This window comes from Paraburkholderia sp. GAS348, assembly GCF_050434205.1.
Classification (GTDB): Bacteria; Pseudomonadota; Gammaproteobacteria; order Burkholderiales; family Burkholderiaceae; genus Paraburkholderia.
The window spans coordinates 19,721-45,154 of sequence record NZ_JBNPVT010000034.1; the positions used below are offsets into that span (position 1 = coordinate 19,721).

General features: G+C 60.7%; 29 protein-coding genes, 2 pseudogenes and 1 riboswitch. Of the genes and pseudogenes, 16 read left to right on the forward strand and 15 right to left on the reverse strand.

Annotated elements, in window-relative coordinates; all coding sequences use genetic code 11:
* Positions 1-2: 2 nt before the first annotated feature.
* Entirely contained in the window at positions 3-512 is a 510-nt protein-coding gene (locus tag P3T22_RS31005; RefSeq protein ID WP_429327025.1) for a DUF1993 domain-containing protein, read from the reverse strand.
* A gap of 426 nt (positions 513-938) precedes the next feature.
* Here P3T22_RS31005 and P3T22_RS31010 point away from each other — a divergent pair, with 426 nt between their 5' ends.
* The 4 genes from P3T22_RS31010 to P3T22_RS31025 all read left to right on the forward strand — a co-directional run bounded on the left by P3T22_RS31010 (position 939) and on the right by P3T22_RS31025 (position 3,717).
* On the forward strand, positions 939-1,232 hold the full coding sequence (locus tag P3T22_RS31010) for a GYD domain-containing protein (RefSeq protein WP_063500084.1): 294 nt from the start codon (positions 939-941) through the stop codon (positions 1,230-1,232).
* A 62-nt stretch (positions 1,233-1,294) separates the two neighbouring features.
* Positions 1,295-1,504: a hypothetical protein gene (locus tag P3T22_RS31015; protein WP_063500085.1), complete on the forward strand. Its 210-nt coding sequence runs from the start codon at positions 1,295-1,297 to the stop codon at positions 1,502-1,504.
* Between the two features lie 108 nt (positions 1,505-1,612).
* On the forward strand, positions 1,613-3,118 hold the full coding sequence (gene glnA, locus P3T22_RS31020) for a type I glutamate--ammonia ligase (protein ID WP_429327026.1): 1,506 nt from the start codon (positions 1,613-1,615) through the stop codon (positions 3,116-3,118).
* Positions 3,119-3,207: 89 nt separating this feature from the next.
* Positions 3,208-3,717: a hypothetical protein gene (locus P3T22_RS31025; protein ID WP_063500087.1), complete on the forward strand. Its 510-nt coding sequence runs from the start codon at positions 3,208-3,210 to the stop codon at positions 3,715-3,717.
* A gap of 40 nt (positions 3,718-3,757) precedes the next feature.
* Here P3T22_RS31025 and P3T22_RS31030 read toward each other — a convergent pair whose 3' ends face one another.
* Positions 3,758-3,931 (reverse strand): hypothetical protein, encoded by a 174-nt coding sequence (locus P3T22_RS31030; protein WP_158515368.1) that lies wholly within the window; start codon positions 3,929-3,931, stop codon positions 3,758-3,760.
* A gap of 184 nt (positions 3,932-4,115) precedes the next feature.
* Here P3T22_RS31030 and P3T22_RS31035 point away from each other — a divergent pair, with 184 nt between their 5' ends.
* A complete protein-coding gene (locus P3T22_RS31035) occupies positions 4,116-4,574 on the forward strand; it encodes a DUF2501 domain-containing protein (RefSeq protein WP_063500088.1) in 459 nt (152 codons plus the stop codon).
* Positions 4,575-4,613: 39 nt separating this feature from the next.
* Here P3T22_RS31035 and P3T22_RS31040 read toward each other — a convergent pair whose 3' ends face one another.
* Genes P3T22_RS31040 through P3T22_RS31050 form a run of 3 tightly spaced genes read right to left on the reverse strand, consistent with a single transcriptional unit; the run spans position 4,614 to position 7,296 of the window.
* Positions 4,614-6,098 carry a CHASE2 domain-containing protein gene (locus tag P3T22_RS31040; protein WP_429327027.1) on the reverse strand — a complete coding sequence of 495 codons (1,485 nt, stop codon included), beginning with the start codon at positions 6,096-6,098 and terminating at the stop codon, positions 4,614-4,616.
* 38 nt (positions 6,099-6,136) lie between these two features.
* The gene (locus tag P3T22_RS31045) at positions 6,137-6,700 is read right to left on the reverse strand and encodes an OmpA family protein (RefSeq protein WP_063500849.1); all 564 of its coding nucleotides are present in this window, start codon (positions 6,698-6,700) and stop codon (positions 6,137-6,139) included.
* Positions 6,701-6,747: 47 nt separating this feature from the next.
* Positions 6,748-7,296: a FecR family protein gene (locus tag P3T22_RS31050; RefSeq protein WP_429327028.1), complete on the reverse strand. Its 549-nt coding sequence runs from the start codon at positions 7,294-7,296 to the stop codon at positions 6,748-6,750.
* A gap of 248 nt (positions 7,297-7,544) precedes the next feature.
* Here P3T22_RS31050 and P3T22_RS31055 point away from each other — a divergent pair, with 248 nt between their 5' ends.
* The gene (locus P3T22_RS31055; protein WP_148662372.1) at positions 7,545-8,045 is read left to right on the forward strand and encodes a class I SAM-dependent methyltransferase; all 501 of its coding nucleotides are present in this window, start codon (positions 7,545-7,547) and stop codon (positions 8,043-8,045) included.
* Positions 8,046-8,087: 42 nt separating this feature from the next.
* On the opposite strand, the gene P3T22_RS31060 is transcribed toward P3T22_RS31055, so the two are convergent.
* The 3 genes from P3T22_RS31060 to P3T22_RS31070 all read right to left on the reverse strand — a co-directional run bounded on the left by P3T22_RS31060 (position 8,088) and on the right by P3T22_RS31070 (position 10,394).
* Entirely contained in the window at positions 8,088-8,834 is a 747-nt protein-coding gene (locus P3T22_RS31060; protein ID WP_063500091.1) for a glutathione S-transferase family protein, read from the reverse strand.
* A gap of 71 nt (positions 8,835-8,905) precedes the next feature.
* Positions 8,906-10,213 (reverse strand): NAD(P)/FAD-dependent oxidoreductase, encoded by a 1,308-nt coding sequence (locus P3T22_RS31065; protein ID WP_158515369.1) that lies wholly within the window; start codon positions 10,211-10,213, stop codon positions 8,906-8,908.
* Positions 10,214-10,256: 43 nt separating this feature from the next.
* Positions 10,257-10,394, reverse strand: coding sequence for a hypothetical protein (locus tag P3T22_RS31070; RefSeq protein WP_158515370.1), 138 nt, complete (start codon positions 10,392-10,394; stop codon positions 10,257-10,259).
* A gap of 59 nt (positions 10,395-10,453) precedes the next feature.
* Here P3T22_RS31070 and P3T22_RS31075 point away from each other — a divergent pair, with 59 nt between their 5' ends.
* The 6 genes and pseudogenes from P3T22_RS31075 (at position 10,454) to P3T22_RS31100 (ending at position 16,188) form a co-directional block, all read left to right on the forward strand.
* A complete protein-coding gene (locus P3T22_RS31075; protein ID WP_082855422.1) occupies positions 10,454-11,509 on the forward strand; it encodes a threonine ammonia-lyase in 1,056 nt (351 codons plus the stop codon).
* A gap of 341 nt (positions 11,510-11,850) precedes the next feature.
* Positions 11,851-13,026 (forward strand): hypothetical protein, encoded by a 1,176-nt coding sequence (locus P3T22_RS31080; RefSeq protein ID WP_429327029.1) that lies wholly within the window; start codon positions 11,851-11,853, stop codon positions 13,024-13,026.
* Positions 13,027-13,030: 4 nt separating this feature from the next.
* Positions 13,031-13,147 (forward strand): annotated as a pseudogene (locus P3T22_RS31085) (chromate resistance protein ChrB domain-containing protein); the annotation flags it as partial.
* 106 nt (positions 13,148-13,253) lie between these two features.
* Positions 13,254-14,510, forward strand: a complete 1,257-nt coding sequence (locus tag P3T22_RS31090) for an MFS transporter (RefSeq protein ID WP_429327030.1) — start codon at positions 13,254-13,256, stop codon at positions 14,508-14,510.
* Between the two features lie 284 nt (positions 14,511-14,794).
* Positions 14,795-15,352 (forward strand): hypothetical protein, encoded by a 558-nt coding sequence (locus P3T22_RS31095; protein ID WP_335341224.1) that lies wholly within the window; start codon positions 14,795-14,797, stop codon positions 15,350-15,352.
* Between the two features lie 386 nt (positions 15,353-15,738).
* Positions 15,739-16,188, forward strand: a complete 450-nt coding sequence (locus P3T22_RS31100) for a hypothetical protein (protein ID WP_429327031.1) — start codon at positions 15,739-15,741, stop codon at positions 16,186-16,188.
* 142 nt (positions 16,189-16,330) lie between these two features.
* Here the strand turns inward: P3T22_RS31100 and P3T22_RS31105 are convergent, their stop codons facing one another.
* From P3T22_RS31105 to P3T22_RS31115, 3 genes are read right to left on the reverse strand one after another with little or no spacing between them, the layout of a single operon-like run.
* Positions 16,331-16,546: a GDCCVxC domain-containing (seleno)protein gene (locus P3T22_RS31105; RefSeq protein ID WP_082855424.1), complete on the reverse strand. Its 216-nt coding sequence runs from the start codon at positions 16,544-16,546 to the stop codon at positions 16,331-16,333.
* Positions 16,543-16,680 (reverse strand): mercury transporter, encoded by a 138-nt coding sequence (locus tag P3T22_RS31110; RefSeq protein ID WP_148662374.1) that lies wholly within the window; start codon positions 16,678-16,680, stop codon positions 16,543-16,545. Before P3T22_RS31110 ends, P3T22_RS31105 begins: the two co-directional genes overlap by 4 nt.
* Before the next feature lie 46 nt (positions 16,681-16,726).
* The gene (locus tag P3T22_RS31115) at positions 16,727-16,972 is read right to left on the reverse strand and encodes a hypothetical protein (RefSeq protein ID WP_429327032.1); all 246 of its coding nucleotides are present in this window, start codon (positions 16,970-16,972) and stop codon (positions 16,727-16,729) included.
* A 300-nt stretch (positions 16,973-17,272) separates the two neighbouring features.
* Here P3T22_RS31115 and P3T22_RS31120 point away from each other — a divergent pair, with 300 nt between their 5' ends.
* Positions 17,273-18,076: a hypothetical protein gene (locus P3T22_RS31120; RefSeq protein WP_429327033.1), complete on the forward strand. Its 804-nt coding sequence runs from the start codon at positions 17,273-17,275 to the stop codon at positions 18,074-18,076.
* 97 nt (positions 18,077-18,173) lie between these two features.
* On the opposite strand, the pseudogene P3T22_RS31125 reads toward P3T22_RS31120, so the two are convergent.
* The 4 genes and pseudogenes from P3T22_RS31125 to P3T22_RS31140 form a co-directional block, all read right to left on the reverse strand.
* Positions 18,174-19,106, reverse strand: a pseudogene (locus P3T22_RS31125) (EAL domain-containing protein); the annotation flags it as partial.
* An 89-nt stretch (positions 19,107-19,195) separates the two neighbouring features.
* Entirely contained in the window at positions 19,196-19,786 is a 591-nt protein-coding gene (locus P3T22_RS31130) for a TMEM165/GDT1 family protein (protein ID WP_063500098.1), read from the reverse strand.
* A gap of 14 nt (positions 19,787-19,800) precedes the next feature.
* A riboswitch (yybP-ykoY riboswitch) is annotated at positions 19,801-19,982 on the reverse strand.
* Between the two features lie 81 nt (positions 19,983-20,063).
* Positions 20,064-21,371, reverse strand: coding sequence for a CDF family Co(II)/Ni(II) efflux transporter DmeF (gene dmeF / locus P3T22_RS31135; protein WP_429327034.1), 1,308 nt, complete (start codon positions 21,369-21,371; stop codon positions 20,064-20,066).
* Between the two features lie 8 nt (positions 21,372-21,379).
* Positions 21,380-21,655, reverse strand: coding sequence for a metal/formaldehyde-sensitive transcriptional repressor (locus tag P3T22_RS31140; protein ID WP_063500100.1), 276 nt, complete (start codon positions 21,653-21,655; stop codon positions 21,380-21,382).
* A gap of 324 nt (positions 21,656-21,979) precedes the next feature.
* Between P3T22_RS31140 and P3T22_RS31145 the strand changes: the two genes are divergently transcribed.
* The 3 genes from P3T22_RS31145 to P3T22_RS31155 all read left to right on the forward strand — a co-directional run bounded on the left by P3T22_RS31145 (position 21,980) and on the right by P3T22_RS31155 (position 25,426).
* On the forward strand, positions 21,980-22,444 hold the full coding sequence (locus P3T22_RS31145) for a cupin domain-containing protein (RefSeq protein WP_063500101.1): 465 nt from the start codon (positions 21,980-21,982) through the stop codon (positions 22,442-22,444).
* Between the two features lie 214 nt (positions 22,445-22,658).
* Positions 22,659-24,164 (forward strand): efflux transporter outer membrane subunit, encoded by a 1,506-nt coding sequence (locus P3T22_RS31150; protein ID WP_429327035.1) that lies wholly within the window; start codon positions 22,659-22,661, stop codon positions 24,162-24,164.
* A 107-nt stretch (positions 24,165-24,271) separates the two neighbouring features.
* A complete protein-coding gene (locus P3T22_RS31155; protein WP_429327036.1) occupies positions 24,272-25,426 on the forward strand; it encodes an efflux RND transporter periplasmic adaptor subunit in 1,155 nt (384 codons plus the stop codon).
* Positions 25,427-25,434 lie beyond the last annotated feature (8 nt).

The following is a 25,434-nucleotide window of genomic DNA, read 5'->3' on the forward strand; positions in this document are numbered from 1 at the left end:
GATCAGTAAGAGCCCATATAGTCGCGCTTGCCGATTTCGACGCCGTTGTGGCGCAAAATTGCGTAGGCCGTCGTCACGTGGAAGAAGAACTGGGGCAGGCCATAGTGTTGCAGATAGGCGCTGCCAACCAGCTTCTTCTCTTTCGGCGTGCCCGGACGCAAGACGATTTCCTTGTTCTCGCTACCCTCGAATTGGGCGGCCTCGAGTGTGCCGATGTGCGTCAACGCCTTGGCGATAAGCGCTTGCAGGTCGGCAAACGTGGCTTCCGTATCGGGCCACGACGGCACCTCCACGCCGGCCAGGCGCGAGCTGATGCCCTTGGCGAAATCGGCAGCGATCTGCACCTGGCGCACGAGGGGAAACATATCCGGGAACAGGCGCGCCTGCAGCAGCGCGTTCGGCTCGATGTTCTTTTCGGTCACGTGTGCTTCGGCTTTCTTCAGCACGTCGGACAATGCAGTCAGCATTTGCTTGAAAACTGGGACGGAGGCGCTGTAGATGGAACTTGTCATGGTCACTCTTTCGGTCGGTGATGGATGGCCGGCGCGGAAGGTGCCGCGCCGGCCGGGTTAATGTCAGGCTCGTAACTGAACGTGTTGACGGAAACGGCGGAAGATTACCATTGTCCTCACGGGAACGCCTATGCCGAAGCGCTGCAGGTCTGCGATGGGAGGCCGCACTGGCAGATCAGATCATTGAGGACCTGGTCGCGGACCTGACATGATCGCTTCCCCCTGGATGCTGCCGTAGAGGTCACCCCGGGTCGAACAGGAAGTTCCGGGGCTGCAGATCGAAGCCAAACACCCGGTGGCACGCGCTTCCATTGCCTACACTCAGATTGCGCGCAAAACGCTTTCGACTACGACGACCGCAGCAGCGTTCGCAGTCCGACTTGCGCGTCTGGATTCCGTCTCGCACCAATCGTAAGGAGAATCGCCATGGCGACTTATGTGGTTCTTGCTCAATTCACCGATCAGGGTATTCGCAACATCAAAAACAGCCCGCAGCGGGCCGGTCAGGCGGCGGAGTTAGCCAAGACCTTTGGCTGTGAAATGAAAGATATCTACTGGACGGTGGGCAAATATGACATTGTCACGATCGTCGAAGCACCCGATGAGCAAAGCTTCGCGGCATTCGGCTACGCGCTAGGGTCGGCCGGCAATGTCCGCACGCAAACGCTCCGTGCGTTCACGAAGGACGAATGCAGCGCGATTATCGGCAAACTCCCATAAAACAGGTAGTCATCCGGAACGCGAGCCGTTTTCTTCCCGCGACTCTTTTTCAGGAGGTCACAATGAACGCAAAGGCAAATGACAGCGAAGACGTACGCGCATTCGTTCAAACGGCCGAGCAGGCCGGCGAGTATGTCTGGGTGATTACGCTGGTCGACTTTGGGGCACAAAAAATTAAACGTTCACTGGTTTCGGACGACACATTCGCTATGCGCGCTGCGGCTCAGGACGCCGGCGAAGCCTATCTGAAGGGGCTGGCCGCAGACCGGTAGCGCGGCGCGGGGGCGCCTTGCGGGGTTGCCTTGCGGGGTTGCTTTGTTTTCGCACGCGGACAAACTAAAGTTGGACCAAAGGCAGAGGGCCAGAAAGGGAGGTCGCCAATGTCCACGACGCAACACGCTTCTGGATCGCCTTTCGCGGTGTCTGTCGATGCAGGTAGCTTCCACGTCACTCGGCCGGGAAGCGCGAACGATGTGATCGATCTGCTGGAGAAAACAAATATCCAGATCGTCGATTTGAAATTCACCGACCTCCCCGGCCTCTGGCAGCACTTCTCAATCACACTTCCGGAAATTCACCCTGGCCTGTTCGACGCCGGGATCGGCTTCGACGGCTCGTCGATCCGCGGCTTCCAGGAGATTCACGAATCGGACATGCTGCTCAGACCCGATCCGGCCACCGCCTTTGTCGATCCGGTTTGCGACACGCCCACGCTGTCGATCATCTGCGACGTGGTCGATCCCGTGCTGCAGCAACGCTATTCGCGCGATCCGCGCTATGTGGCGAACAAGGCGGAGGCCTATCTGCGCCAGAGCGGAATCGCGACGACATGCTATTTTGGGCCCGAACTGGAGTTCTTCATCTTCGACTCCATCCGCTTCGGCCAGGACCAGCACTGCGGCTTCTACTATGTCGAATCGGCCGAGGGCGACTGGAACACGGGTCGCGACGAGGGCTCGTACGGTGGCGGCAATCTCGGCTACAAGCAGCATTACAAGGAAGGCTATTTCCCGGTGCCGCCGCACGACACGCTGCAGGAGATCCGCTCGGAGATTGCGCTCACGCTGCAGCAGGCTGGCGTACAGATTGAAGTGCATCACCATGAGGTCGCGACGGCGGGCCAGAACGAGATCGACATGCGGTTTGCCACGCTCACTCGCATGGCCGACAACGTGATGATCTACAAGTATGTTTGCAAGAACGTGGCGCGCCGGCATGGGAAGGTGGCCACCTTCATGCCGAAGCCGCTATTTGCCGACAACGCGAGCGGCATGCATTGCCATCAGAGCCTGTGGAAAGACGGGCAGAATCTGTTCTACGACGCTAACGGTTGGGCGCTGACCTCCGACCTGTGCCGCTGGTACATCGGCGGTTTATTGCAGCACGCGCCCGCGTTGATGGCTTTTTGCGCGCCGACCACCAATTCGTACAAGCGCCTGGTCCCGGGGTATGAGGCGCCCGTCAATCTGGCCATGTCGCAGCGCAACCGTTCCGCCGCGGCACGTATTCCAATGTATTCGGATTCGCCGAACGCGCGGCGCGTCGAGTTCCGCTGTCCGGACCCGTCGGCCAACGCATACCTTGCTTTTGCGGCAATGCTGATGGCCGGACTCGATGGAATTGAAAACCGGACTGATCCGGGCGAACCGCTCGACCGGAACATCTACGACCTTCCCCCGGAACAAGCCGCCAACATCCGCCAGGTGCCCGGCTCACTCGATGCGGCCCTCGCAGCGTTAGAAGCCGATACCGCGTTTCTGCGCAAGGGCGATGTTTTTACCGACGACGTGATCCAGACCTGGATCGCATACAAGCGCGAACGCGAGATCGATACGATCAAACTGCGTCCGCATCCATGGGAGTTTTATTTGTATTTCGATGTCTGAAATAAGGGCGAACCCGTGGTAATCAGGGCGGCAGATTTCGTATCTTCGCTTTGGACTGACCGGCGATTACTCCCGATAGGAGGCCAGATATGCGGCGCATTTATTTTCTATTGCCCAACGTGCAAAGCGGGAAGGCAATCATTGACGAACTGCTGCTGAAGCGGGTCGAGTGGCGGCATATCCACGTGCTCGCGCGTCCGGACGTGCGACTCGAGAAGTTGCCGGAGGCAACGCTTACCCAGCGCAGCGACCTGCTCCCCGCGCTTGCGCGAGGCACCGCGGCGGGCGGTGTGACGGGCATGCTCGCGGGCCTTGTCGCGATGGCTTTTCCGCCGGCCGGGCTGACGATCGCGGGCGGCGTCGTCGTCCTGATGACGCTGGCGAGCGCAGGATTCGGCGCGTGGACCGCGACCATGATCGGTGTCGGCATTCCGAGCACGCGTCTGAAGCGCTTCGAAAGCGCGATCGAAAAGGGTGAATTGCTGATGATGGTCGACGTCGGGAAGGATCGCGTCGACGAAATCGAAGAACTGGTCAAGGGGCATCATCCGGAAGCGGACATCGAGGGAACGGATCCGACGATTCCAGCGTTTCCCTGACGGCAAAGCAGGTTCCAGCCACGGACGTTGGCTCATTCGCCTACCCCCGGCGCAAAGCCGGGGGCAGATCATGCCGACGGCAGCTGTCGCCTTCGATCCGGCGCGACACGATCTCCGTATCGCCGAAGTGCCGCGCGGCATGTGCGATCAGCGAGGACACGGTGAGCGGCACATCCATCATCAGTCCCAGTAGCGGCGACGTTGTCGTGTCCATGGTCTCCTCAGCTGTCGGATATTTGCTCCCTACAGTATGAGGATCGGCATGCGGCGCTGACCGCCAAGATCCTTGTCGATTCGGTTCCCGCTCTTCCAGGTGCGACGCAGTGGTGCATCCGCCTGCCGTACCGCTGAGACGAACTATAGTAGAAAGGATTTTCAGCCAGCAGAGAGGTTCAAATATGAAAGCACGGACGTATCGCACCGCAGCTACAGGGATCCTGATCGCCCTATTGCTACCGGTCTCGGCCGCTCAGGCGCAACTCGGAGACCTGCTCAAGCAGGGCGAGAGTGGCGGATCGTCCGGTGGCCTCGGAAGCCTCGGCGGCATGGGCAGTGCCTTGTCGGGTCAATCATTAACTTCTGGCAGCACCGGCAACGTCGCGGGGGTGCTGGAGTTCTGCATCAAGAACAACTATCTCAGCGGGAACAGCGCGTCTTCGGTCAAGGACTCGCTCATGAGCAAGCTCCCGGGCGGTTCCAGTTCCGCCTCGTCCGACAGTGGCTATACCGACGGCGCCAAGGGTATCCTGAGCGGCAGCAACGGCAAACAGTTGGACCTGAGCGGCGGCGGCCTGAAGGAACAGGCCACGAAGCAGATCTGCGACAAGATTCTCTCCCAGGGGAAATCCATGCTGTGAGCGGGCATGGAGAAACGCGTTAGTGGGCAGACCGCTACCTCAAGGTCCTGGCGCTCTGCCGGTGCGGTCGTTGTCGTCTTCACGCCCCGGCGCGTGCATGGCCTCCGTTCTGGTTTTTTCGTCGAGGCGGAGCAACGCGGGAGAAAGGAAGCAGCCCATGACCGCGGACAGGATAATAAAAATCGAGGCCGCATCGACCAGCAGTCCGAAGCGCATGAAAACAAAGAAGCAGCAAAGAAGATTCAGCAGATGCAGGCATATACCCAGTGCGGTGACACCCTTGGGGAGGGTTCTGATGAATAACGCGAACCGCGAATGGGGGCGAGGCACATACCAGATGATCAGCAACCCGAACGTCATGATGAAGGCGCATTCCGCCCATTTCAGCCAGGTGGGGCGGCGCAGAAAGCGTCCCTCGAAAATCGTCTCGATCACCTGCGCCTGAATTTCGATACCCGGCACCAGCTCCCCCAACGCCGTCGTGCGCATGTCAGTCAAGCCGGCACCGGTCAGTCCGACCAGCACCAATTTGTCCCGGATCCGTTCCGGATCGACAGTTCCCTGCAGGATGTCGCGTGCCGACACGTAGCGGCTCAGCGTCGACCGAATGGATGCGAAATGCAACCAGATGTCCCCCTCGGGCTGCGTGGGCACCAGCACATCAGCGACACCCACCGCTTGCACGCCGGATGTGTCGGCAAAGACGTCGATCGCCGATGAACCCGTGGCGAGGCGGAGCATTTCAATCGGCAGACTGGGGACCAGTTTCTCCCTCAAACCCATGATGAGGGGAATATGCCGGACTACGCCTTGTTCGAGCGCCACGCTCAGCATCGCCTGCCCGTGGGCCGCCGCCTGCAATTCCGGCAGGCTGGCGAGCACAAAGTCGAACCGTTGCACGTGGTCCAGTGGGTCGATGCCATGAACGAGGATCGGAGCGCTTCGCAGATCGGTGCTCGTGGCGAATGCGGCATGATCGAGCGCCGCGGCACCCAGTATGGTCGGCGCCGCGCGCAACGATCTGGCAAGAATGGCTTCGTGACTCGGAAGGGCCCGCAAGCCGGCGGCGAGAGCCGCAGCCGTTTTCGGCAGATTGCCGGCCACCTTGTCCGGAGAGGTCTGATCCGGCTCCGGCATGTAAATGTCGAGACCGATAGCCAGCGGTTTCAGTGCCGCAATGGCGTCGATCAGGCTCGCGAGTCGATTTCGCGGCCATGGCCATTGACCGACGGTTGCGAGCGTCTCCTCATCAATCTCGACAATGGTCACGGGCTGAGCAGTCGGAATCCGTGGGAAGTGACGTTGATACTGATCGAATAGAATTTGCCGGGCTGTTTTAAAGGAGTCGGGAAGCGCCTCGTTGAGCGTGTCCACGAAAGCCGGACGTGCTATGTCACTCGGCCATTCGCTGCACAGGTTGAGCAGGCTCAGGCCGAACAACACCACCAGTGCCACCGGACGCCCCCGGGCCGCCTTCAGCAGACTCCTGATCTGGGCAAGCGACGGGTCGAAATAGCGTTTCATCGGCGGAAAGGCCATTCAGCGCCGATGACTGGCGCGGATCATTGGATTGTGATGACTGCGCGCCGGTTCATGCGATTGGGAATGCCCTCTGCCGTGGGCACCAGTGGTTCGCGCTTGCCCCGGGCAGCGGTCTCTATTTGTTGGGCAGGAATACCTTGCTTGATCAGGAACGCTGCAACAGTCTGCGCCCGCTGCATGGACAGCCGGTCATTGAATTCCTGAGTGCCCGCCAGATCGGTGTGACCGACCACCACGAGCTGCGGCGCGGGCCAGGTCGCCAGGACGGCCTTCAGCTTTTTAACCGTGGCGGATGACTCCGGAGCCAATTCGGTGGCGGAATCAAAGAGAAAAAAGATCGTAAATGTCATGGGCCGAGGCGGCCGGGCCGCGAGCAGCTCGCCATATCGCGCCTGCACACTGGATTGGCTATCCATCGTTTTTTCGATGGCGCCGCCCTTGGTGACGTCGACCCCTGCGTAAGCCTTGTCGATTGTCTGCTCTCCGGCGGCGCTGTGGACAATGACCGTTCCGACTTTGCCATCAGGATCGGGCAATAGAATAATTTTGTCCGGCGTGCTGCACGCGGCCAGAAAAGCCAGCATGACGAATGCCGCTGCAGATGCCAGCCCGTGACGTCGAATTGCAGCCTTCAACGTGCACCCTCCCCTTTGTCGCCGACTTCGATGATGAATTCAGTGCCGCGCACACCCAGCGTAGTAGTCGGCGTACTGAAGCGGACGGCATCCGGATTCGCCTTCGCCAACTTGCCGGAAATCACTGCCAGGGAACCGCGTTTGACGGAGGCGTCGAGCACCCCTTCATGGGTCGTGGTATTGAACGCGAATTTGTTGAGCTCGAGGATGGTATTGGCGCCGGCCGAGAGTTGGGTGGTGTCACGCAGCGTGATACCGACCGAGGATTCCGGGCCTGTCACGATGCGATCGCTGCCGAAAACCTCGCTGCCGATGGCCGCACCCGAACTTGCTCCAGCCCGCTCGATCTGCACCGTGCCCTTAAGGGTCTTGACGACGCCGGCAGCATCGGCGGCCAGTGCATCGGCGACAGCCACGCACCCGCAGGCAAGAATCAAGGCATATTTGATGGCTCGAAGACGCATCGGTGGCACCTGATTGCATAAAGCTGCTTTCCGCAGGGCAGCGCGGCTCCCCGATGTCGACGTGGCGTCGTGAGCGATCATTCCTCAACTGCTCTTAGCGCTGAGGCTTGTGAAGGGGGGCAGAAATACTGCTATTGGAAGTCTGGCGGAGACGTGTCAGCTGTATCGAACAGAATATGGCCCCGCTCCCTATGACTCTGTGCGCTTCCGCGCATATTCCGCCAGACGCTTCTTTGGCAGCCTGCTTACGGTTATGTCTGAAACCTGCGAGTGACCGTCCGACGACGCGCCAACCGCGATCGGCGCGTCGAGATAGATCAGGCGCTTGATTGTCGTTCAGGTCATCTGTCGTGCTTTGCCAGCAAGGGCTGCAATTCTTCCCTGACCGATCCAGCGCACTGCGTGAAATGAGATGTGTCCTGAAACCTGGCGGACGGGTAGTGATTGCGGTGTGGGCAGCGATTGAGCGCAATCCGTTGTTTGTCGCGATCCATACTGCGCTGAGCGCAACGACGACGTCCGAGTTGTCTGACCTGATTACGGCACCGTTCAGTTGGCATAACACCGCCGAGCTGCAAACGGCCGCCGAGGAGGCAGGCTTCCACGACGTTCGGATTCTGACTCGCAGCCTTCTCATGGTCTTCGAACAAGGGGTGGAACACGCCATGCGCTCCTTCAGTGCCACCCCTGCTTCTCCCGGCGTGGCCGCGCTTTCACAGTCCGTGGAGGACGCCCTCTTCGACCGTTTAAGAAGCGAATTGGCGCCCCTCATAGGGGATGGAAAGGTGATCTGCGAGATGGTGTCCAACATCATTGTGGCCCATGCGTGAAGTGCGACGCGCGAGATAACAAACGTCGCCCCCCTCCGTCAATCACTCGTGCCGCATCCACCACCGTTCCCAAATACGGTTGTGATAAGCGACGAGCCGCTTTTCTCGCGCGATGTAAGCACGGATTGGGCTTTCAAAGGGATGAACGAGAACGCTATGTACCCATGCAAAACCGGTCGCGTCGAGCGTACTCGGCACATCGCCGAGCAGATAGATCCTGTCGTCTAACAGTTCAGCCACCGCACGCCACCCTAGCAACCCAATATGAACGATTTCATCGTACGTATGGCGTCCGATGCCTTGTTCCCACGCCTGCCGCACCATTCGCCTGCGTGCCAAAGCCAATGCAATTGGCGCGATTAACGGGACTACGTGCCTAGGAATGTCCGGCTTGCATCGCTGTGCGTAATCGATCAACAGTGGACGGTAGATAGCCATATTGCTGTCGACGCCCCAGCGCAAATAAAGGAGCACAAAATATAGATCGCTCTCGAAGAGTGCCCTGAAAGCCACCGACTGCGCATTTTCGAGCGCACTGAGATGGCCGTCGTTCAGTGCTTCCGGATGGCGGCGCTGTAACTCCTCGATGATGAAAGAAGAGTCCGCAATCAGTTGCCCATCGATAGAAACGACGGGCAGCTTCCGCTTGGGCATCTTTGCGTAGTTGCCAGTTCGGGTCTCATAGGGCAGGCCGGACATGCGCAGCCACGTTTCGAGCTTGACGACGAAGGGACTGATATCGGGTGACTCGACGTTATTGGAGCCGTATCCGTACTTGTACACGATCATTGCCACTCCCTTCTGCAACAGGTACCCACGTGCGGAGTCGGTTTCTATCGACAATTGCCATGACATCCCGATCAAACGGGTGCGTCACGTTGCGCACTGCGCGAGGCCGGCCGGCTCAGACTGATCCAGATTAGGCGCAGCAACGCCTGCGGCGAGAAGAACTGCGCGGGCCCAATCAAGCGCGCGGCAAAATTATGCAGATGTCGCGACGCCCAATCGTCTTTCGCCGCAGCCGCAAATGCGAGTCGTTCGAGCACGTTGAATTTGCGGCGCCGCGCGAAGTCGTAAATGAAGAACCGATGGCCTTGCAGTTTCCGTGACACGTTTCTGGCGTAGCTATTTAGCGCACCCGACACAGCCCCATCTCCCCGCAAAGCTGGCGCAAGCGCATCGACCAGCCATTCAGCGGTCTGAAACGCGAAACCGCAGCCGACGCCCGGCACGAAGTCGATGCTCATCAGAGCGTCGCCTGCGAATGCAATATTGCGCACCACGGGTCGCCGCCATAAATTCGGGTAGTCTTTGACCATCAGAACCTGTCCTGTCGGTGTCGCCGTCGATAAATCCGGTGCGTCGGGAAAACCGGCCATGGCTCGTATAAGCGACTCACGTGGCGACGCATGGAACTGGTCAAACACATCCTTTGTGGACAGGTACGTCACCACGGTTATGCCGTCATCGTTCGGAAAGATATAACCGATCTCCGAGCCGCGCATCCACATCTGCGAACAGGTTCCGCGCACGAGCGGAACCCCGCGATAGCTAGCGAGCGCACCGAACCGCGTGTTTGTGGATGAAACGGGTTTGACTCCTGCAAGCGTTGCAAGCGGAGAATTTCTGCCGTCAGCGCCGACGGCGAGGCGCGTTAGAAGAACGCCCGAATGCGCGCCCGCCAATTCGACACCCGTCACGTCTTGTTGCTCGACAAGCCGTTGCACATGACAGCCCAAGAAGCTCGTGACACCGGGGGTTTGTATGGCGAGCCGCCGAAGAATCGGGTCGAGCGTGCGACGCTGAACGTTGTATCCGAACACCTCGTCACCATTTTCATCGACTGGAGAAACGTTGCCGATCCAGCCGTAGCGAGTCCAGATATCGATGCCGTTACGTATGGCTCCCACGTCCTCGATCAAACGGTCGAGACCGATACGCCGCATCGTCGGCGTGGCACTGGGCTGAATGAAATGAGTACATAGCTGCTTGAATGCCTCCGTGTTCGCATGATGCTCCACCAGGGCTACACGCAAACCTTCGAGCGCGAATAGCCGCGCTGCAGTACAACCCGCGATACCCGCACCCACGATCACGACGTCAAACAGGTTGTCGAGACATTTATCGCGTAAGGGTGTCTCACTGTTTAAGAGTATGGAGTTGTTCACCCATTCCTCCCGCCAAAATCCCGCGAGCACTGCCGTGCCAACGTCACTGAGTATAGGTGACGATATGTCCGCGCGGACGCATGGTCTTCGCCGTCGATGCCCGAGGGTCTTTCCCGTGCCCCACGTCCACCGCACGGATGGCATCTTCCAGCTTCAGTTCGTCCGACAGGTCGGGAAACATGAAGCTATTCTGGTGGTTCCGTTGCCCATCCCTTCAACGTACGCAAGCGCGAGGACATCATGAGCATTCCGGGCATCCTGCACCGTACGCGCAAGCCGCTCGAAGACAGTGTCGGCTCGGCCTATCTGGGAGAGGTCTCCCGGGCCGACATTGAGCGCGCATCCGAGTCGATCCGGGGAACTGTCATTCGCACTCCACTGTTAGCGTACGCAGCAGCCACAGATCGGAGCGTGTTTCTCAAACCTGAGAATCTTCAGCCGCGAGGATCGTTCAAGATACGCTGTGCGTTGAATGCAGTATCCAGACTCACTCCAGCTCAACTGTCGAACGGTGTCTATACCGCGAGCACCGGGAACTTCGCCCTCGGTGTAACAGAAGCAACGAGGGTTCGGGGCGCGGACGTCAGGGTGTACGTTACCGATACGGCAGCGAAGAGCAAGATCGAGGCACTTCGCACGCTGGGTGCCCAGGTGATTGAAGTCGACTACGAAAGATGGTGGGCAATACTTTGCGGTGAAACACCTGCCGGCGAAACTGGCACGTTTCTGCATCCATGTGCGTGTCGCGATGTCGTCATTGGAGACGCGACTATCGGACAGGAGATATTGGAAGACTTGCCAGACGTCGAAGTGATACTCGTCCCTTTCGGAGGCGGAGGACTGATAACAGGTATTGCGCTGGCATGCACACATTGGGGCTCCCACGCGCAAATGTATGCGTGCGAGACCGAGGCAGCGGCTCCTTTCTATTCCTCTCTTGCGGCTGGCGCTATCGTCGAAGTTCCAGTCGAGTCAACTCCAATGGTCTCGGGCATCGGTGTATCGACTGTACTCGATGCAAATTGGCCATACCTCAATGCGTTGGTGGACGGCGCTGTCGTATCAACGCTTGAGGGTACGGCTGAAGCCATCCGGTGCCTCGCGAAAAGCAATCATCTCGTCGTCGAGGGCGCGGGTGCAGTCGCACTTGCCGCAGCCCACCATCCTTACTTTGCTGGCAAGCGCATTGCCGCTGTACTGACGGGCGGCGGTATCGATATGCACGTTTTGGCTTCGGTACTGAATGGCGAGCGATCGGGGTATCTCATGCCGTCCCGGATTCGTGACTATGAATAGGACCATGGACCCGTAAAGTAAAGTCATATCTGGCGCTGGTTACCCCGGACGAGGCTGTCAATTTCTGCTCTTACGAAGATTGCTGGACGCTGAAAATCAGCGAGCGACATGGAGATAGCTGAAGCGGACTCGCCGCGACGGCTGACTATCTCCACAGCAGCCGTTCTCGACAACGGCGAACGGACCGGCGTGCCATAACAGGCACCCCCATGTGGCCGGTCACACTGGAATATTTGTTCCTGCCAGCCGTTTACTGCGCACGGGCGATCCAGGCCGGTTGTGCATGAAGCACGCCACGCTTGCCACCCGCCCGCCCCGCTGCTTTCTTGGAGAGCCCAGTCATGAACCCCGTCATACACGGCTTCAATCCGCCAATCGACCGGCAACCCTGCCAGCGCGTTGCCCGTGCAAAAGAACGCACGCTGAAACATCTGCTGCTGGCGGCTCTATACGGCGCCAGTCTCGCGCTTTCGCCGGCGGACTCGGCCCTTGCCGACGAACTCACGCCGCTGCTCCCACCGTCGTTCGTCACCTCGTCGACGGTGCCGGCCAACGGTGACATCAATCCGTACGGCGTCGCCTTCGTGCCCGACGGATTCCCCCGCTTCGGCACCGTCGCCGCAGGCAACCTGCTGGTGTCGAACTTCAACAACGCGCAGAACGCGCAGGGCACCGGCACGACCATCGTCAAGATCGTGCCGAACGACAAGCCGGTCACCTTCTTCCAGGGTGCCCCCGGCCTTGGCCTGAGCACCGCACTCGGTGTTCTCAAGGGCGGCTTCGTGCTGGTCGGCAGCGTACCGACCACGGATGGCACCTTCAAGACGATCCAGCCTGGCGTGCTGCTGGTGCTGAATCGAACCGGCAGCATCGTCGCGCAATGGACACCCGCGAAGGCGAAGATCGACGGCCCCTGGGATCTGACGATCTTCGATCAAGGCGACCGTGCGAAGGTGTTCGTATCGAACGTGCTCAACGGCACGGTCGTGCGCCTCGATGTGAGCGTCGACGACGACGGCGTTCATCTCAACCGCGCGACACAGATCGCATCGGGTTACCCGCTTCGCGGCGATCCGTCGGCATTGGTCGTAGGCCCGACCGGACTCGCGTACGATCCGCAGCGCGACGTACTCTATGTCGCGTCCACTGTCGATAATGCGATCTTCGCGGTATTCGGTGCGGGCAATTCGCAGCATGACGGTGGCAAAGGCGCGGTAATCTATGCGGACAACGCACATCTCCACGGCCCGATTGCGCTAACCCTCGGACCGAACGGTCATCTGTTCGTCGCGAACGGCGATGCGATCAACAGCGATCCGAAACAGCCGAGCGAAATCGTCGAATTCACGCCGCAAGGCCGTTTCGTCGCGCAACTTCCCGTCGACCCGGCTCAAGCCGGCGCCTTCGGACTGGCGTTCACAGAGCCGCGTCAAGAGTTCGTACGCTTTGCGGCGGTCGACGACAACACAAACACGGTGACCGTCTGGAAGGTGCCTTTCGAGAATGGCGGGCAATAACGCGCGAGGGCTATGGGTCGACCGCGTCGCAAGCGCATGGCTGATTCGTCGGTTCATTGATCCGAAGGCGCGCTTCCTCTGGCTGGACTCGCCGGAGGCCTGCCCGCCCGAGGCGAGCGGCCTTTACACAATTTCCGTGGAGCTGTCACGCCACTTCGACGACGATCACGAACATTGACTGCACGGTATGGTCATCTATGACGCGCTGTATGCGTGGTGTCAGGGCGATGCGCGCACCTAGGACAGCGGCCGCGATCGCACGCCGCGGTGCGATATCGCGCCTGATGCTGCCCGCCGGTGCGGACGCAAGCGCGTTGCCGCTGCTCATCGGACGCGGGTTGCGTGGCTTCTGCGACGGATTTGTCGCCGTGCTGCTGCCCGCGTACCTGCTTGCGCTCGGTTTCGGCCAACTGGACGTGGGGCTGGTCAGCAGCGCGACGCTGGTCGGCTCAGCGGTAGCGACGATCCTGGTCGGAATGTTCGCCGGTCGCCATCCGCTGCGTCGCATGCTCACCCTGGCGGCAGGCCTGATGGCCGCTACCGGCATGGGCTTCGCAGGACTTTCTTCACTCTGGCCTCTGCTTGTCGTCGCGTTTGTCGGGACGCTCAACCCCAGCTCGGGGGACGTCAGCCTGTTCCTGCCACTGGAACTGGCGCGCCTCGCTGGTTCAGCCGCCGGCGATGCCCGCACAGCGATATTCGCTCGTTACAGCCTGGTGGGGGCGGTGTCCGCCGCAGTAGGCGCTTTGGCGGCCGCGCTCCCGGGCTGGCTCGCCGTGCATGCGGGCCTGTCACTGCTCGCAGCGCTGCGTGCGATGTTCGGCGTTTATGCGCTGGTCGGTGTCGCACTGTGGTTCCTCTATCGGAGGTTGCCCGAACCGCAAGCGCACGACCGGTCGCGCAACGCACCGCTGGGTCCGTCGCGCGGGATTGTCACGCGCCTTGCGCTGCTTTTCAGTGTGGACGCATTTGCTGGCGGCCTCGTCGTGAACTCATTGCTGTCGCTTTGGCTGATGCAGCGCTTTGGGCTTTCCCTCGGCTCGGCCGGGCAGTTTTTTTTCTGGGCGGGTCTGTTGACCGCGGGCTCGCAGCTCGCTGCGGTGCCACTGGCTCGCAAGATCGGTTTGTTGAACACGATGGTATTCACCCATATCCCGTCCAGTCTTTGCCTGATCGCTGCAGCCTTCGCGCCGTCTTTGCTGTTGACGCTGACGCTATTGCTCGTGCGCAGCACGCTGTCGCAAATGGACGTGCCAACCCGGACCGCCTACGTGATGGCGGTAGTGACGCCGCCCGAGCGCCCGGCTGCTGCAAGCTTCACGGCGGTACCTAGAAGCCTGGCTTCGGCGCTGGGCCCCACGCTGGCCGGCGCGCTGCTGGCAATGGGTTGGGTCGGCGCACCGCTTGTCGCCTGCGGCCTGCTGAAGATTGCGTATGACCTCACGCTGCTGGGCGCCTTCCGACGTGTCCAGCTGACCGACTGACTCAACGTCACATACAGAACCGGGGCGCCACGAACGCAACCTCCAGACGGCCCAACGCTCGCTGGTTTGTCTTGGCCGCGTGCGCTATCGCGGCGGCGCTGGGGTCGTCTGCGTACTTTGCGTCGGGCGCGGATGACGATTTAACACGAGGCGGTCTGCCGTTGGAACATGGGCGGCAACGTTGCTCGTGCTGCTCGCTAGTGGCCCGAGCTAACTCTCGCTCGACGGGCTGATTCGGCGGCGTGTACTCCGCGACTCCCGCTCACGCACTGCTTGATCCAGAGATGAAAGCGGCGCTGGCACACTGGAATAAGCCTGCAGCACTGAACGTTTATCTAACGCTTCGTCCGGACCTCCGTCTGGTATCACGCGTAGGGGCGATCGGCCACTCTTTCGTACTCGCGGTATTCGTAGAGGAAAACATCATGTTCTCAAGCCAACGCAATGCAGTCTTCCTTGGTGTGACCGCGCTCGGCCTCGTTTGCAGTCCTGGTTACGCAGGGGAGACGATAAGAGCCACGCTGCTCATGAATGCGATCCAGCTTGATGCCAGTCACGTCAAGGCAGGCACAGTCATGTTCGAGGTAAGCAACGCACCGGACACTCGTCTCAAACATGAGTTTGTCGTTCTTAAAACGGACGTGGCCGCCGATAAGCTGCCAGTTAAAAATGGACAGGTGTCGGAGAGCCAGTTCAAAAAAATGGGAGAGGTCGAGGACATCGCCCCCGGCAAGAACAAGCGTCTGACACTCAAGTTGGCACCAGGCCGCTACGTACTGATCTGCAATCAGCCAGGCCACTACTCGATGGGCCTGCATACCTCTTTGCTTGTCACGCCCTGACAGGCTTGGGTCATGCGTTCTTTGACGCACCACCTTTCACTGGTCCCCGTTGGCATGTGGCCGGTCGAAGAAGGTTGACGCGAACGGGTTAAGCGACGGAGCAGCGTTAGCACCTGCCCAGCAACAATCTTTGCGCGGAAAATGGAATAGACCGCGGCGGCAAACCGTTTATATGAAATATCCGAACCCGTAGCAGACTTCGACGAGCATTAGACAAACGCACGTCATTCGATCCACGAGCGGACTGCTGCTAAATGCATCTGTTGCGTTGTTCGCGGCCTGTGGCTGTGGTATCTGGTGGCGCAGCCCGGCCCCCGGACATGCATGCCGCGCCGCGGTCTAAATCTTTAGCGGAGTCGTTCCGCCGCATTAGATGAGGTATTACCGTGCAGGACATGATTTTTTCCTCTTTGACGGGGGTGTTTGCAGCCGCGGTGCTGGGCGGCTGTGCCGCGGCACCTTACGACACATCGATGAATTCCTGTGATCAGGAGTACATCATGAGCAATCCTGCGGGCGCCGAATATTATTGCGGGCCCGGCTACGGGTACCCCCTGTACGAAGGAGGCTTCCTCGGCTTTGTCGATATCGACCACTTTCACCACCATGACCGTGACCATGACCATGACTTCGATTTTCATCGCGGTCATGACCATGATCGCGACTTTCATCACGGCGGCGCCATGGCAAGCGGCGGGCACGGCGAAGCGCGCACCGAAGGCCACGGCGGGGGGCATGGCGAAGGCCACGGCGGCGGGCACGACTCAAGTGGTTTCGGCAGTGACTTTCAGCCGTCGGGAGCGAGCGGATCGCACGGGGGTGGCCCGCACAAGTAAGCGGAATCACGCAACGGACAGCACCTCCACAATCCTCCGCCCGAACGCCCGCCCTTTTTTGCCGAACAAATGGCAATGGCCGGGGCGGACGCCAAATACGCCGCAACACGGCTTGCCGCCGACAGCGTAGGCCACGTCCGGGTCAGTCAACGCAGCAGGAGCCTGACTGCTGCATCGGCGGACACCTGTTGGTGCCGTATGAGCAGTACACGCAACAATCTCCGGGTTTCGGCCTGAGCACTGCCTTGCAATGCTCGCATTCGTAAAACCACACACAAGCGTTGGTGGGCATCGTCTCGGCTTTCCTGTGCCCGCACACCGGACACGTGATGATGGAATCCAGCACAACTGAAATCATCGCTGCCCCTGCCTTACGTGGGAAGGATAGCCGGCATCGGTCGTGGCGTTCGTCAATGCGCCGACCGAAGCCTTCTTCGAATCGAACAGCACGTACGCGCGTTTGCTTGCGAAGCCGGCTTTGACCAAGCTCACGCCAGGTACCTTTTCAAGTGCCTTGCGAACCGGCGTGGACGTTTCGCTAAGCACGGCGTCCGTGCAAACCGTATTCTGGGTTACGTCGATCGAAAGTGGAATCGCTCCAATGATGAGGCACAACGTCCTCGAAACGGATCAGCTCCACCTGGTCGCCGCGTTCGTCCCACGCGGCTTCGCCACTGGGCCAAGGGTGCTGAATGGCGGACAGTTCATCGTCGGCAAACGCCGACAGCGGCCGCAAATCCCGCTTGCCCCAACTTCCTCTCATCCGGTCACTATCGTTGTTCATGGCTCGTTTCAGACTTCCTCCCAACCTGATGCCTCGTGCTGATGGAACGTCGCGCACGGGCCACCCTCACGCTCTCCAGCGTCGAGACCCTTAATAAACGTACGGCGGGGCCGCTCTATTCCAATCAGGTGAAGTGAAGGTTTGCCGTGGCGGAGCCGGGAGTACTTCTGGCGCCACGCCGCCACCTCGCTCGGGCCAGACACGACGCAATGCTTTCGCCGCATCAGGGACTGCGCGAAAGATGGAATAGACGCCCTCGCGAAATCGTTTAGACGACGTACGAACCACCGGCAGACTTCGATGAACACTCGACAACAGCACGTCATCCGCTCTGTCAGCGCAGAGCTGCTAATTGCATCCGTTGCGTTGTTCGCTGGCTGCGGCGGCGGAGGCGGGGGCGGCGGCAGCGCAAACAGCACGTCGATGATTTCGATCGCCGGCACGGCGGCAACCGGCAAGGCACTCGCAAATGCGACGATTAGCATCGACTGCGTGCGGGGCTCAATATCGGTCTCAGCCGATGCGAACGGAAACTACCACGGGACATTCGGCGCAGTGACGCCATGTATGATCGCTGTGACTTCAGGCGGGACGATACTGCATTCCGCAGCGTTCGCCGGCGGCACGTACAACGTCACGCCGGAGACGGATCTGTTGTTGTCGTATCTGGCGGCGCAACTCGGTACGAATGAAAGCGGACTCATCGTCGGCTTCGCGACGAACACGCGGTTTCAGCAGACGCTGCAGAATCAGACCGACGTTCTGACTGCGCAGGCCGCTGTCGTCCAGGGTCTGCAGCAGAAGTACGGTCTTACGCTTTCCACACCCAATTTTCTGACCACCGCATTCACTGTCGGCCAGCCAGGCGTGGACAGCGATCTCGAAGCGCTCCTCGCCCGCGGCGCAATCGACACCAACGGCGAACCAGACGCGGTCGCCGTCACACTGATGGCCACGATGGGGGCCGCAAATCCGATTCCGGCATCGCCAGGTACCGGCACAAGCGGGACAAGCGGGACAAGCGGGACAAGCGGGACAAGCGGGACCGGCGGGACCGGTGGAACCGGCGTGGGCGGCACTGGAAGCCCGGGCGGCATGATGTGAGACGACAAGACACATGATGCCTTGGGTCACCGTTCGACGGCTCTGACACCTTGGGCCCTCTCACACCGCACTCATGGCGGTTCGTAACGATCGTTACACCAAAATCTTTCAGTTTCCGGAGCGTCTCGATGCTCTTTACCGTATCCCGCATGATCAGGCCCTCCGTGACCTCCAGCTTCAGCGAGGCAGCGCCGATGTGAGCACCGGACAGCGCTGCCGCCACGTCGGCAACGAGGTTGGGGTCATCGAACTGCCGCGGCGAGAGATTGACGCTGATCTGCAGTGGCGGCTCTGCCGGGAACGCCCGCTGCCAGTGGGCGACTTGCTGGCAAGCCTCTTCCAGTACGTATCGTCCGAGCGGAATGATGAGGCCGCTTTCTTCTGCAATCGCAATGAACTCGGACGGCGGCAACAAACCTCGTGTGGGGTGCTGCCACCTCACGAGCGCTTCCATTTCACGGAACCCTGCCACCTGAAGCTGCATGATCGGCTGAAAATACACGCGTAGTTCACGATGCTCGACTTCGGCCTGGCTAATACGGTCAAGCAGCAATGCGCGGTTCGGTAACGAGGTGAGCGTGTCGTAGAACGCCCGTCGCGCGAGCTGCTCTTCGAAGTTCTTTCTTTCGGTGGTATCGCTCGCTGTCGCCACGATCGCGCCGACAGCCGGTTCGTCGAGCAGATTCGTCAAGGTAAGCTGAATATAGCGCCACGCATCGCCCTCGCCTCGAATACGGATCTCGATCGATTTCGTGGATCGAGCCGTCGACGACACGGTCTCCAACAGGCCCTGCAGCGTGGGACGGTCAGTGGGATGGATCGGATCGAGCAGACTGGTGCCGACGATCTGGCCCATGTTGTTCAAGGGATCGGGGCGTCGCGTCGGCGCCTCGTAGGTCACCGTCCCGTTGACGTCGGAAACCAGTATCGCATCCGACGTATTGGCGACAAGCGCCTGCAGCCTCTGCTCGCTCGTGCGCAGCGCGTCCTGGGCCGCCGCATCCACGTTCCTGCGAATCCGCCGCAGCATCTGAAGAAACAGCAGCGCGAGCCCCACGCCGATCGCCAGGACTACAGGGGTCGGGATAGGGATAGGCCGCTGCGAAGCAAGCTCTCGAACTAGAACAGCGGGTGCGCTTGCGGGTACAACGCGGTCCTGAGGGCGAAACCACCGAGGACAACGAAAATGATGGCGGCCAGAATGTGGACCGCCTTTGTTGGCAAGCGGTCGGCGAATTTGTGTCCGAGGTAGATGACGGGCACATTGGCCAGCATCATGCCGAGCGTCGTGCCCGCGACGACGCCGAAGAACTCGTGAAAGCGCGCAGCGAGCGCAATCGTGACGATCTGGGTTTTGTCGCCCATTTCAGCGAGAAAGAATGTGAGCGCGGTTGTGCCGAACACCCCCATCGAGTTTTTCGTCAATACCGCGTCGGCGTCGTCCAGCTTGTCCGGAATGAGAATCCACACCGCCATCACCGCGAATGATGCGACAACCGCCCAATTCAGAATACCCGGACTCAGAACGCTCGCGAGCCACGCGCCGAGTGCGCCGGATGCACCATGATTGATGATGGTAGCGGCAAAGACACCCAGGATGATGGGAATAGGCTTGCGATATCGCGCGGCCAATACCAGGGACAGGAGTTGAGTCTTGTCGCCAATTTCGGCAAGGCCGACCACGCTGGTCGAAATAAGGAAGGATTGCATGGGTTGTTGTACCCGGGCCGCGCTGAAAGCACGCGATGACGCGCATTCCGGCGACCCGGTTAGGTCGGAATGCGTGTCATCGGTCTTGCCAGGCACTTAGCTGCGCACGCCATAGCGGGTCTCTCGACTCGCCAAGTATGTTGACATGCGCCCTCGAACATGGCGTTCGAGGCGGCTACTCCCCAATGAGCAGGCGCGATTTTACCGCGCCGCGCACTACCGAAGCAAGTCGCCGCGCCGCAAACGCGTGGCGGATCGGCGACTTGGCTGCCATGGTTCAGGCCGACGCGTGTGAAGCTTGCACTTCAACGGTGACATGTGACAGCCCCCTGAAGCGCTCGAGCACTGCGTGATAGAAGCGCGAGTCTCGCTGGGCTTCGCTCGTTGCCACGGACACCACGGCACTCATGTGACCCGGACCCACCCGCCATACATGCAGATCGACGACCTTGTCGCCACGGTCCTCGATAGCGTTTCGCACGTTCTCCGCCATGCGCCGGTCGGGATTCATGTCGAGCAGGATGGCACCCGTATCTCGCATCAAGCCGTACGACCAGTTTGCAATCACCAGCGCGCCGATGACACCCGCGAGCGGGTCCATCCAGAGCCAGCCAAATGCGCGTGCCAGTAAGAGACCGATGATAGCCAGCACGGAGACCGCCGCATCCGCCATCACGTGGATGTAGGCCGACCGGATGTTGTGGTCGCGGGTTGCTGCTTCATGCGCGTCGTGGCCGTGCTCATGCTCTTCGAACTCGACTTCGTGCTCGCCGTCCGGCATCCGCACGATGGCCTTGAAGGCGTGCGGCTCAGGAATGTCTTGCTTCGATTCCAGATAGCCGCCACGGTCCGCCAGTGCGAATACCTGTTGCGTCCCATCGGGTCGTACCGTCGTAATGGACACCGTCGAGGTGTCCAGTCGCGAACCGTCCGTCGCCGGTGCAATGCGGAAAACGGGTGGCACCCCATCCTCGAAGATGGAAACGGCAAACACACCGGACGGCGCGAAAATCTTCTGCACTTCGTCCTCATGGTCATGGTCGTCGTGACCATGACCATGACCATGACCATGACCATGTCCATGACCATGTCCGTGGCTGTGACCATGGCTATGGCCGTGATCGCCGCCGCTCAGCAGCCACACGCTTGCGAGGTTGACCAGCAAGCCGATCACCGCGATAGGAATCGCTTCACCGAAGTGAATGGGTATCGGTGACAGAAAACGCGACACCGCCTCGTAGCCAATCAGTACTGCAATCATCGCGAGCACAATGGCACTCGTGAACCCCGCAAGGTCACCCAGTTTGCCGGTACCGAACACGAAGCGGGAGTCGGTGGCGTGCCTGCGCGCGTAGGTGTACGCCAGGGCTGCGATCAGCATCGCTCCGGCATGCGTCGACATATGCAGGCCGTCGGCGACAAGCGCAAGCGAGCCGAACATACTGCCGCCAACGATTTCAACCAGCATCATCGCGCTGCACAGCGCAATCACGGCCCACGTCTTGCGCTCGTTCGTTTCATGACCGGCACCCAGAAAGATGTGGTCATGTCCCGCGCCGAATGCGGCGTTTTTAAAATCACTCATGTTCTGCTCTACTTGAAATAACTGTGAACGACCTCGATCAGCTGGTCAGTTGCGCTGCCGGTCGATTCTTCATGGGTTTCCGCATCGACGAGATGGGTGCGGATATGATCCTCAAGCACCACAGCCAGCAGGCCGTTCATCGCGCCGCGGCAGCTGGTTATCTGCTGCAGGACGTCAATGCACCCCTGCTCTTCCTCGAGCGCCCGCTCAATGGCTTCAACCTGCCCCTTAATACGCCGGACCCGGTTGAGCAGCTTCTGTTTCTCGCGAATGGTGTGGCTCATGAATGATCTCCGATATACCGAGGGGGAGTATATGACAAATAGGGTGGGGGGGTATACCAAGCTGTTTCGAGTGAAAGCTTTCGGAAAGTATTCGCCTGGGCAACCTCGTCCAATAACGGCTTGCGCAGTCGAGCACCACGCTCAATCATCCTCACTGACGCGAAGCTGTCAGGATGGAACTGGTCTTCGGGAACATTGAGGCGCTGACGCCCAGGTATTGCCCTGGTTTTGAGCTGCCTTCTCGATGGTGCGACAATCGGATCAGGACCAGCTAGTCCTCAACACGGTACGCCGATGGTCCGCTCAATCTGAAAGGGCAAGAACATGCGTCGATACATCTATCTCGCGGCATTGCCTGCGACCTTCGTTGCCGGCATGTTTGCATCCCATCTGGGCACACTGGCGCGAGCCCAGGCGTCAGACGTACCGCTCACGGCGCAGATCATCGACCTGGCCGCCTTAACCGATGCCGATGTTGGCCCACAGATTCCGAACATGGGTACCTTGCGTTCGAAGGGCCTGGTCGTCACGCCGAGCGGAACCGTTGCGGTGCAGACCGGTAACGTACCCAAGCATACGCATCGAGGTTCTGACGAAATCCAGTACGTGATTTCGGGAAGCGGCACGTTCTGGCTAGGTAACGAACAGCGTCAGATTCACGCCGGCGACCTGATCATTATCCCGAAGGGAACCGTGCATGCGGGGTCCGAGCCGACCAGCGGCGAATTCAAGGTCCTTTCCATCAAGCTGCCTCCGCAAGCGCCAGGCGACATGCAGATGGTTCCCTGACGTGTCGTCGATATCCGGCGCCCCCCGATCCACGCCGGACACTACGTGATCTCGTGCGCCGCGCGCGGCAATCGACCATGCTAGGCTACGCGTAGCTATGGTCCCGCATGGTCAATTCCGACGTCGGGAAAGGAAACACCGAAAGTTCACGTTGCCTGAATATCCGCGTCCGCTCGCTCGTTTAGGTTAAACGCAGGCGATATAAGGTGGATCGATGATCGACGTTAACCAGCGTATTGTCCGGCGGCGGCGCCTGTGCGCCGCGCTATGCGGCTGCGCCGCAGTGGCGGGCTGCATGGTCGGTCCCGATTACCGCACTCCCCCCGCGCCGCCTACCGACACCTACACCGCCACACCGCTGCCCGAGCAGACGGCCTCTTCTCCAGGGGCTGCCGGCTTGCCACAGCGCTTTATGCCGGGACAGGATATTCCCGCCGCCTGGTGGGCACTCTTTCACTGCGAGCCGCTCGACGCGCTGATCCGTCAGGCCCTCGTCAACAGCCCGAACATCGCCGCGGCGCAAGCTGCATTGCGGCAGGCGCGTGAATACTTCTCGGCACAAGCCGGCGGCACCCTTCTACCCAGCGTCGACGCCCAACTTGGCGCCACGCGCGAGAAATTGAACGGCGTCGCGTTCGGCCAGCCCGGCGTCGTGGATGAGTTCAATCTCTACAACGCATCGGTGAACGTATCGTACAAACTCGACGTGTTCGGCGGCACACGGCGCGAACTCGAAGCGTTGCACGCGCAAGTCGATTACCAGCGCTTCCAGTTGCAGGCCGCCTATCTCGCGATGTCGGCCAACATTGTGACCGCGGCCGTCAAGGAAGCGTCACTGCGCGCACAGATCGAGGCAACCGAGCGGATCGCCACGGAAGAAGACGAGCAACTGGGCGTCCTCGGCAAGCAGTTCGACCTGGGGGGCGTGGGCCGCACGGCGGTGCTAGCGCAGCAGACCCTGTTGGCGCAGACCCGCGCAACGCTGCCGCCGCTGCAACAACAACTCGACCAGGCGCGTCACCAGCTCGCCGTGCTGGCCGGCAAACTGCCCAGCGACGCCGCGTTGCCAGAATTCAAGCTCGATATGTTCTCGTTGCCCGAGACGCTGCCGGTCAGTCTCCCGTCCGCGCTGGTGCAGCAGCGGCCCGACATCCTCGCCGCCGACGCCGTGCTGCATCAGGCCAGCGCGCAAGTCGGCGTGGCGACTGCGGCGATGTATCCGCAGATCACGCTGTCCGCCAGCTACGGCGCCGAGGCCCTGACGCCGGCCCAGGTGTTCAAGGCCGGCAGCACGATCTGGAGCCTGGGCGCCGGTCTGCTGCAACCGGTCTTCCATGGCGGGCAACTGAGTGCGCAGAAGCGCGCGGCCGAAGCGGCGTACGAGCAAGCCGACGCGCAATATCGCGAAACGGTGCTGCTGGCGTTCCAGAACGTCGCGGACTCGCTGCGCGCGCTCGATCACGACGCGACCGGCCTGAAAGCGCAGACAGACGCCTGGCGTGCCGCTAGCGATTCGCTGGAACTGACGCGCGGGCAGTATCGCGTCGGCGGAGTGAGCTACCTGTCGCTTCTCGATGCCCAACGCCAGTACCAACAAACGGTGGTGAGCCTCGCGCAGGCCCAGGCATCCCGCTACGCCGACACCGCGGCCCTCTTCCAGGCGCTCGGTGGCGGCTGGTGGAACGCCGCTGCGCCGGCCACCGCCGCAACGACGCATTGACATAGCCCGGCAGAAGGCTCGCTGCACCGCTCTTTGCAACACGCGCGATCAGAAACGAAGGGATGCAAAGTCCAGCGCTTCGCCCAATGCCGTGCAAGGACATCACGATGACCGAAAGAAAACCGATGACAAAGCGGATGGTGATCATGCTGATCTGTGTCGGCCTGCTGCTGGCCGCGCTCGTCGGCTTCAACCAGTTCCGCGCGTATATGTTCGGCAAGTTCATGGCGGGCAACTCGGCACCGCCCGCCACCGTCTCGGCAGCAGTCGCCGGCTATCAGTCATGGCAACCGCAGCTTGCGGCGGTCGGGAGCCTGCGCGCCGTGCGCGGCGTCGATGTCACCACCGAAGTCGCGGGCCTCGTGCGCGAGGTGGCATTCAGCTCGGGGCAGGAAGCGAAAGCCGGACAAGTCCTTGTCCGGCTCAACGACGACACCGACGTGGCGCTGCTCCATTCGTTGCAGGCTGCGGCAGAACTCGCGCAGACCGTCTACCGGCGCGATCAGGCACAGTACGACATCAAGGCGATCGCCAAAGCGCAACTCGACGCGGACGCCGCCGACCTGAAGGGCAAGGTGGCACAAGTGGCGGGACAGACAGCGTTGGTCGAAAAGAAAACCATCCGCGCACCGTTTGCGGGGCGCCTCGGCATCACCACGATCAATCCAGGGCAGTACATCAATCCGGGCGATGCGATCGTCACGCTGCAAGCGATCGATCCGATCTACGCCGATTTCTACCTGCCGCAGCAGCAGTTCGGCCAGCTCGCGATCGGCCAGACCATCGTGGTCGACACCAATGCGTACAGCGGCCAAACGTTCGTGGGCAAGATCCAGTCGGTCAGCCCGAAAGTCGACAGCGCCACGCGCAACGTGCAGATCGAAGCCACCGTGGACAATCATGAGCGCAAGCTGCTGCCGGGCATGTACGCAAACGTGAAGATCGACGCAGGCGCCGGACAGCGCTACCTGACGCTGCCGCAAACGGCCATCACCTACAATCCCTATGGCGCGACCGTGTTCATCGTCAAGCCAGGCACACAACCCAACGCACAGGGCGGCAAGACGCTGCCCATCGCGCAGCAGGTGTTCGTCACGCCAGGCCCGACGCGCGGCGATCAGGTTGCGATCCTTAAGGGTGTCGACGCCGGCACGCAGGTCGTGACGAGCGGGCAGCTCAAACTCAAGAACGGCACGCCGCTGATCATCAACAACAGCGTGCAGCCGGCGGACAATCCGAACCCGGCGCCTCAGGAACAATAGAGAGACCG

Excerpts from the sequence above, each read along its gene's own strand:
- P3T22_RS31005 (WP_429327025.1), bottom strand. The coding sequence starts at position 512 with ATGACAAGTTCCATCTACAGCGCCTCCGTCCCAGTTTTCAAGCAAATG.
- P3T22_RS31010 (WP_063500084.1), top strand. The coding sequence starts at position 939 with ATGGCGACTTATGTGGTTCTTGCTCAATTCACCGATCAGGGTATTCGC.
- P3T22_RS31015 (WP_063500085.1), top strand. The coding sequence starts at position 1,295 with ATGAACGCAAAGGCAAATGACAGCGAAGACGTACGCGCATTCGTTCAA.
- glnA (WP_429327026.1), top strand. The coding sequence starts at position 1,613 with ATGTCCACGACGCAACACGCTTCTGGATCGCCTTTCGCGGTGTCTGTC.
- P3T22_RS31025 (WP_063500087.1), top strand. The coding sequence starts at position 3,208 with ATGCGGCGCATTTATTTTCTATTGCCCAACGTGCAAAGCGGGAAGGCA.
- P3T22_RS31030 (WP_158515368.1), bottom strand. The coding sequence starts at position 3,931 with ATGGACACGACAACGTCGCCGCTACTGGGACTGATGATGGATGTGCCG.
- P3T22_RS31035 (WP_063500088.1), top strand. The coding sequence starts at position 4,116 with ATGAAAGCACGGACGTATCGCACCGCAGCTACAGGGATCCTGATCGCC.
- P3T22_RS31040 (WP_429327027.1), bottom strand. The coding sequence starts at position 6,098 with ATGAAACGCTATTTCGACCCGTCGCTTGCCCAGATCAGGAGTCTGCTG.
- P3T22_RS31045 (WP_063500849.1), bottom strand. The coding sequence starts at position 6,700 with ATGCTGGCTTTTCTGGCCGCGTGCAGCACGCCGGACAAAATTATTCTA.
- P3T22_RS31050 (WP_429327028.1), bottom strand. The coding sequence starts at position 7,296 with ATGATCGCTCACGACGCCACGTCGACATCGGGGAGCCGCGCTGCCCTG.
- P3T22_RS31060 (WP_063500091.1), bottom strand. The coding sequence starts at position 8,834 with ATGATCGTGTACAAGTACGGATACGGCTCCAATAACGTCGAGTCACCC.
- P3T22_RS31070 (WP_158515370.1), bottom strand. The coding sequence starts at position 10,394 with ATGTTTCCCGACCTGTCGGACGAACTGAAGCTGGAAGATGCCATCCGT.
- P3T22_RS31075 (WP_082855422.1), top strand. The coding sequence starts at position 10,454 with ATGAGCATTCCGGGCATCCTGCACCGTACGCGCAAGCCGCTCGAAGAC.
- P3T22_RS31080 (WP_429327029.1), top strand. The coding sequence starts at position 11,851 with ATGAACCCCGTCATACACGGCTTCAATCCGCCAATCGACCGGCAACCC.
- P3T22_RS31090 (WP_429327030.1), top strand. The coding sequence starts at position 13,254 with ATGCGCGCACCTAGGACAGCGGCCGCGATCGCACGCCGCGGTGCGATA.
- P3T22_RS31095 (WP_335341224.1), top strand. The coding sequence starts at position 14,795 with ATGAAAGCGGCGCTGGCACACTGGAATAAGCCTGCAGCACTGAACGTT.
- P3T22_RS31105 (WP_082855424.1), bottom strand. The coding sequence starts at position 16,546 with ATGATTTCAGTTGTGCTGGATTCCATCATCACGTGTCCGGTGTGCGGG.
- P3T22_RS31115 (WP_429327032.1), bottom strand. The coding sequence starts at position 16,972 with ATGAACAACGATAGTGACCGGATGAGAGGAAGTTGGGGCAAGCGGGAT.
- P3T22_RS31120 (WP_429327033.1), top strand. The coding sequence starts at position 17,273 with ATGAACACTCGACAACAGCACGTCATCCGCTCTGTCAGCGCAGAGCTG.
- P3T22_RS31130 (WP_063500098.1), bottom strand. The coding sequence starts at position 19,786 with ATGCAATCCTTCCTTATTTCGACCAGCGTGGTCGGCCTTGCCGAAATT.
- dmeF (WP_429327034.1), bottom strand. The coding sequence starts at position 21,371 with ATGAGTGATTTTAAAAACGCCGCATTCGGCGCGGGACATGACCACATC.
- P3T22_RS31140 (WP_063500100.1), bottom strand. The coding sequence starts at position 21,655 with ATGAGCCACACCATTCGCGAGAAACAGAAGCTGCTCAACCGGGTCCGG.
- P3T22_RS31145 (WP_063500101.1), top strand. The coding sequence starts at position 21,980 with ATGCGTCGATACATCTATCTCGCGGCATTGCCTGCGACCTTCGTTGCC.
- P3T22_RS31150 (WP_429327035.1), top strand. The coding sequence starts at position 22,659 with ATGATCGACGTTAACCAGCGTATTGTCCGGCGGCGGCGCCTGTGCGCC.
- P3T22_RS31155 (WP_429327036.1), top strand. The coding sequence starts at position 24,272 with ATGACCGAAAGAAAACCGATGACAAAGCGGATGGTGATCATGCTGATC.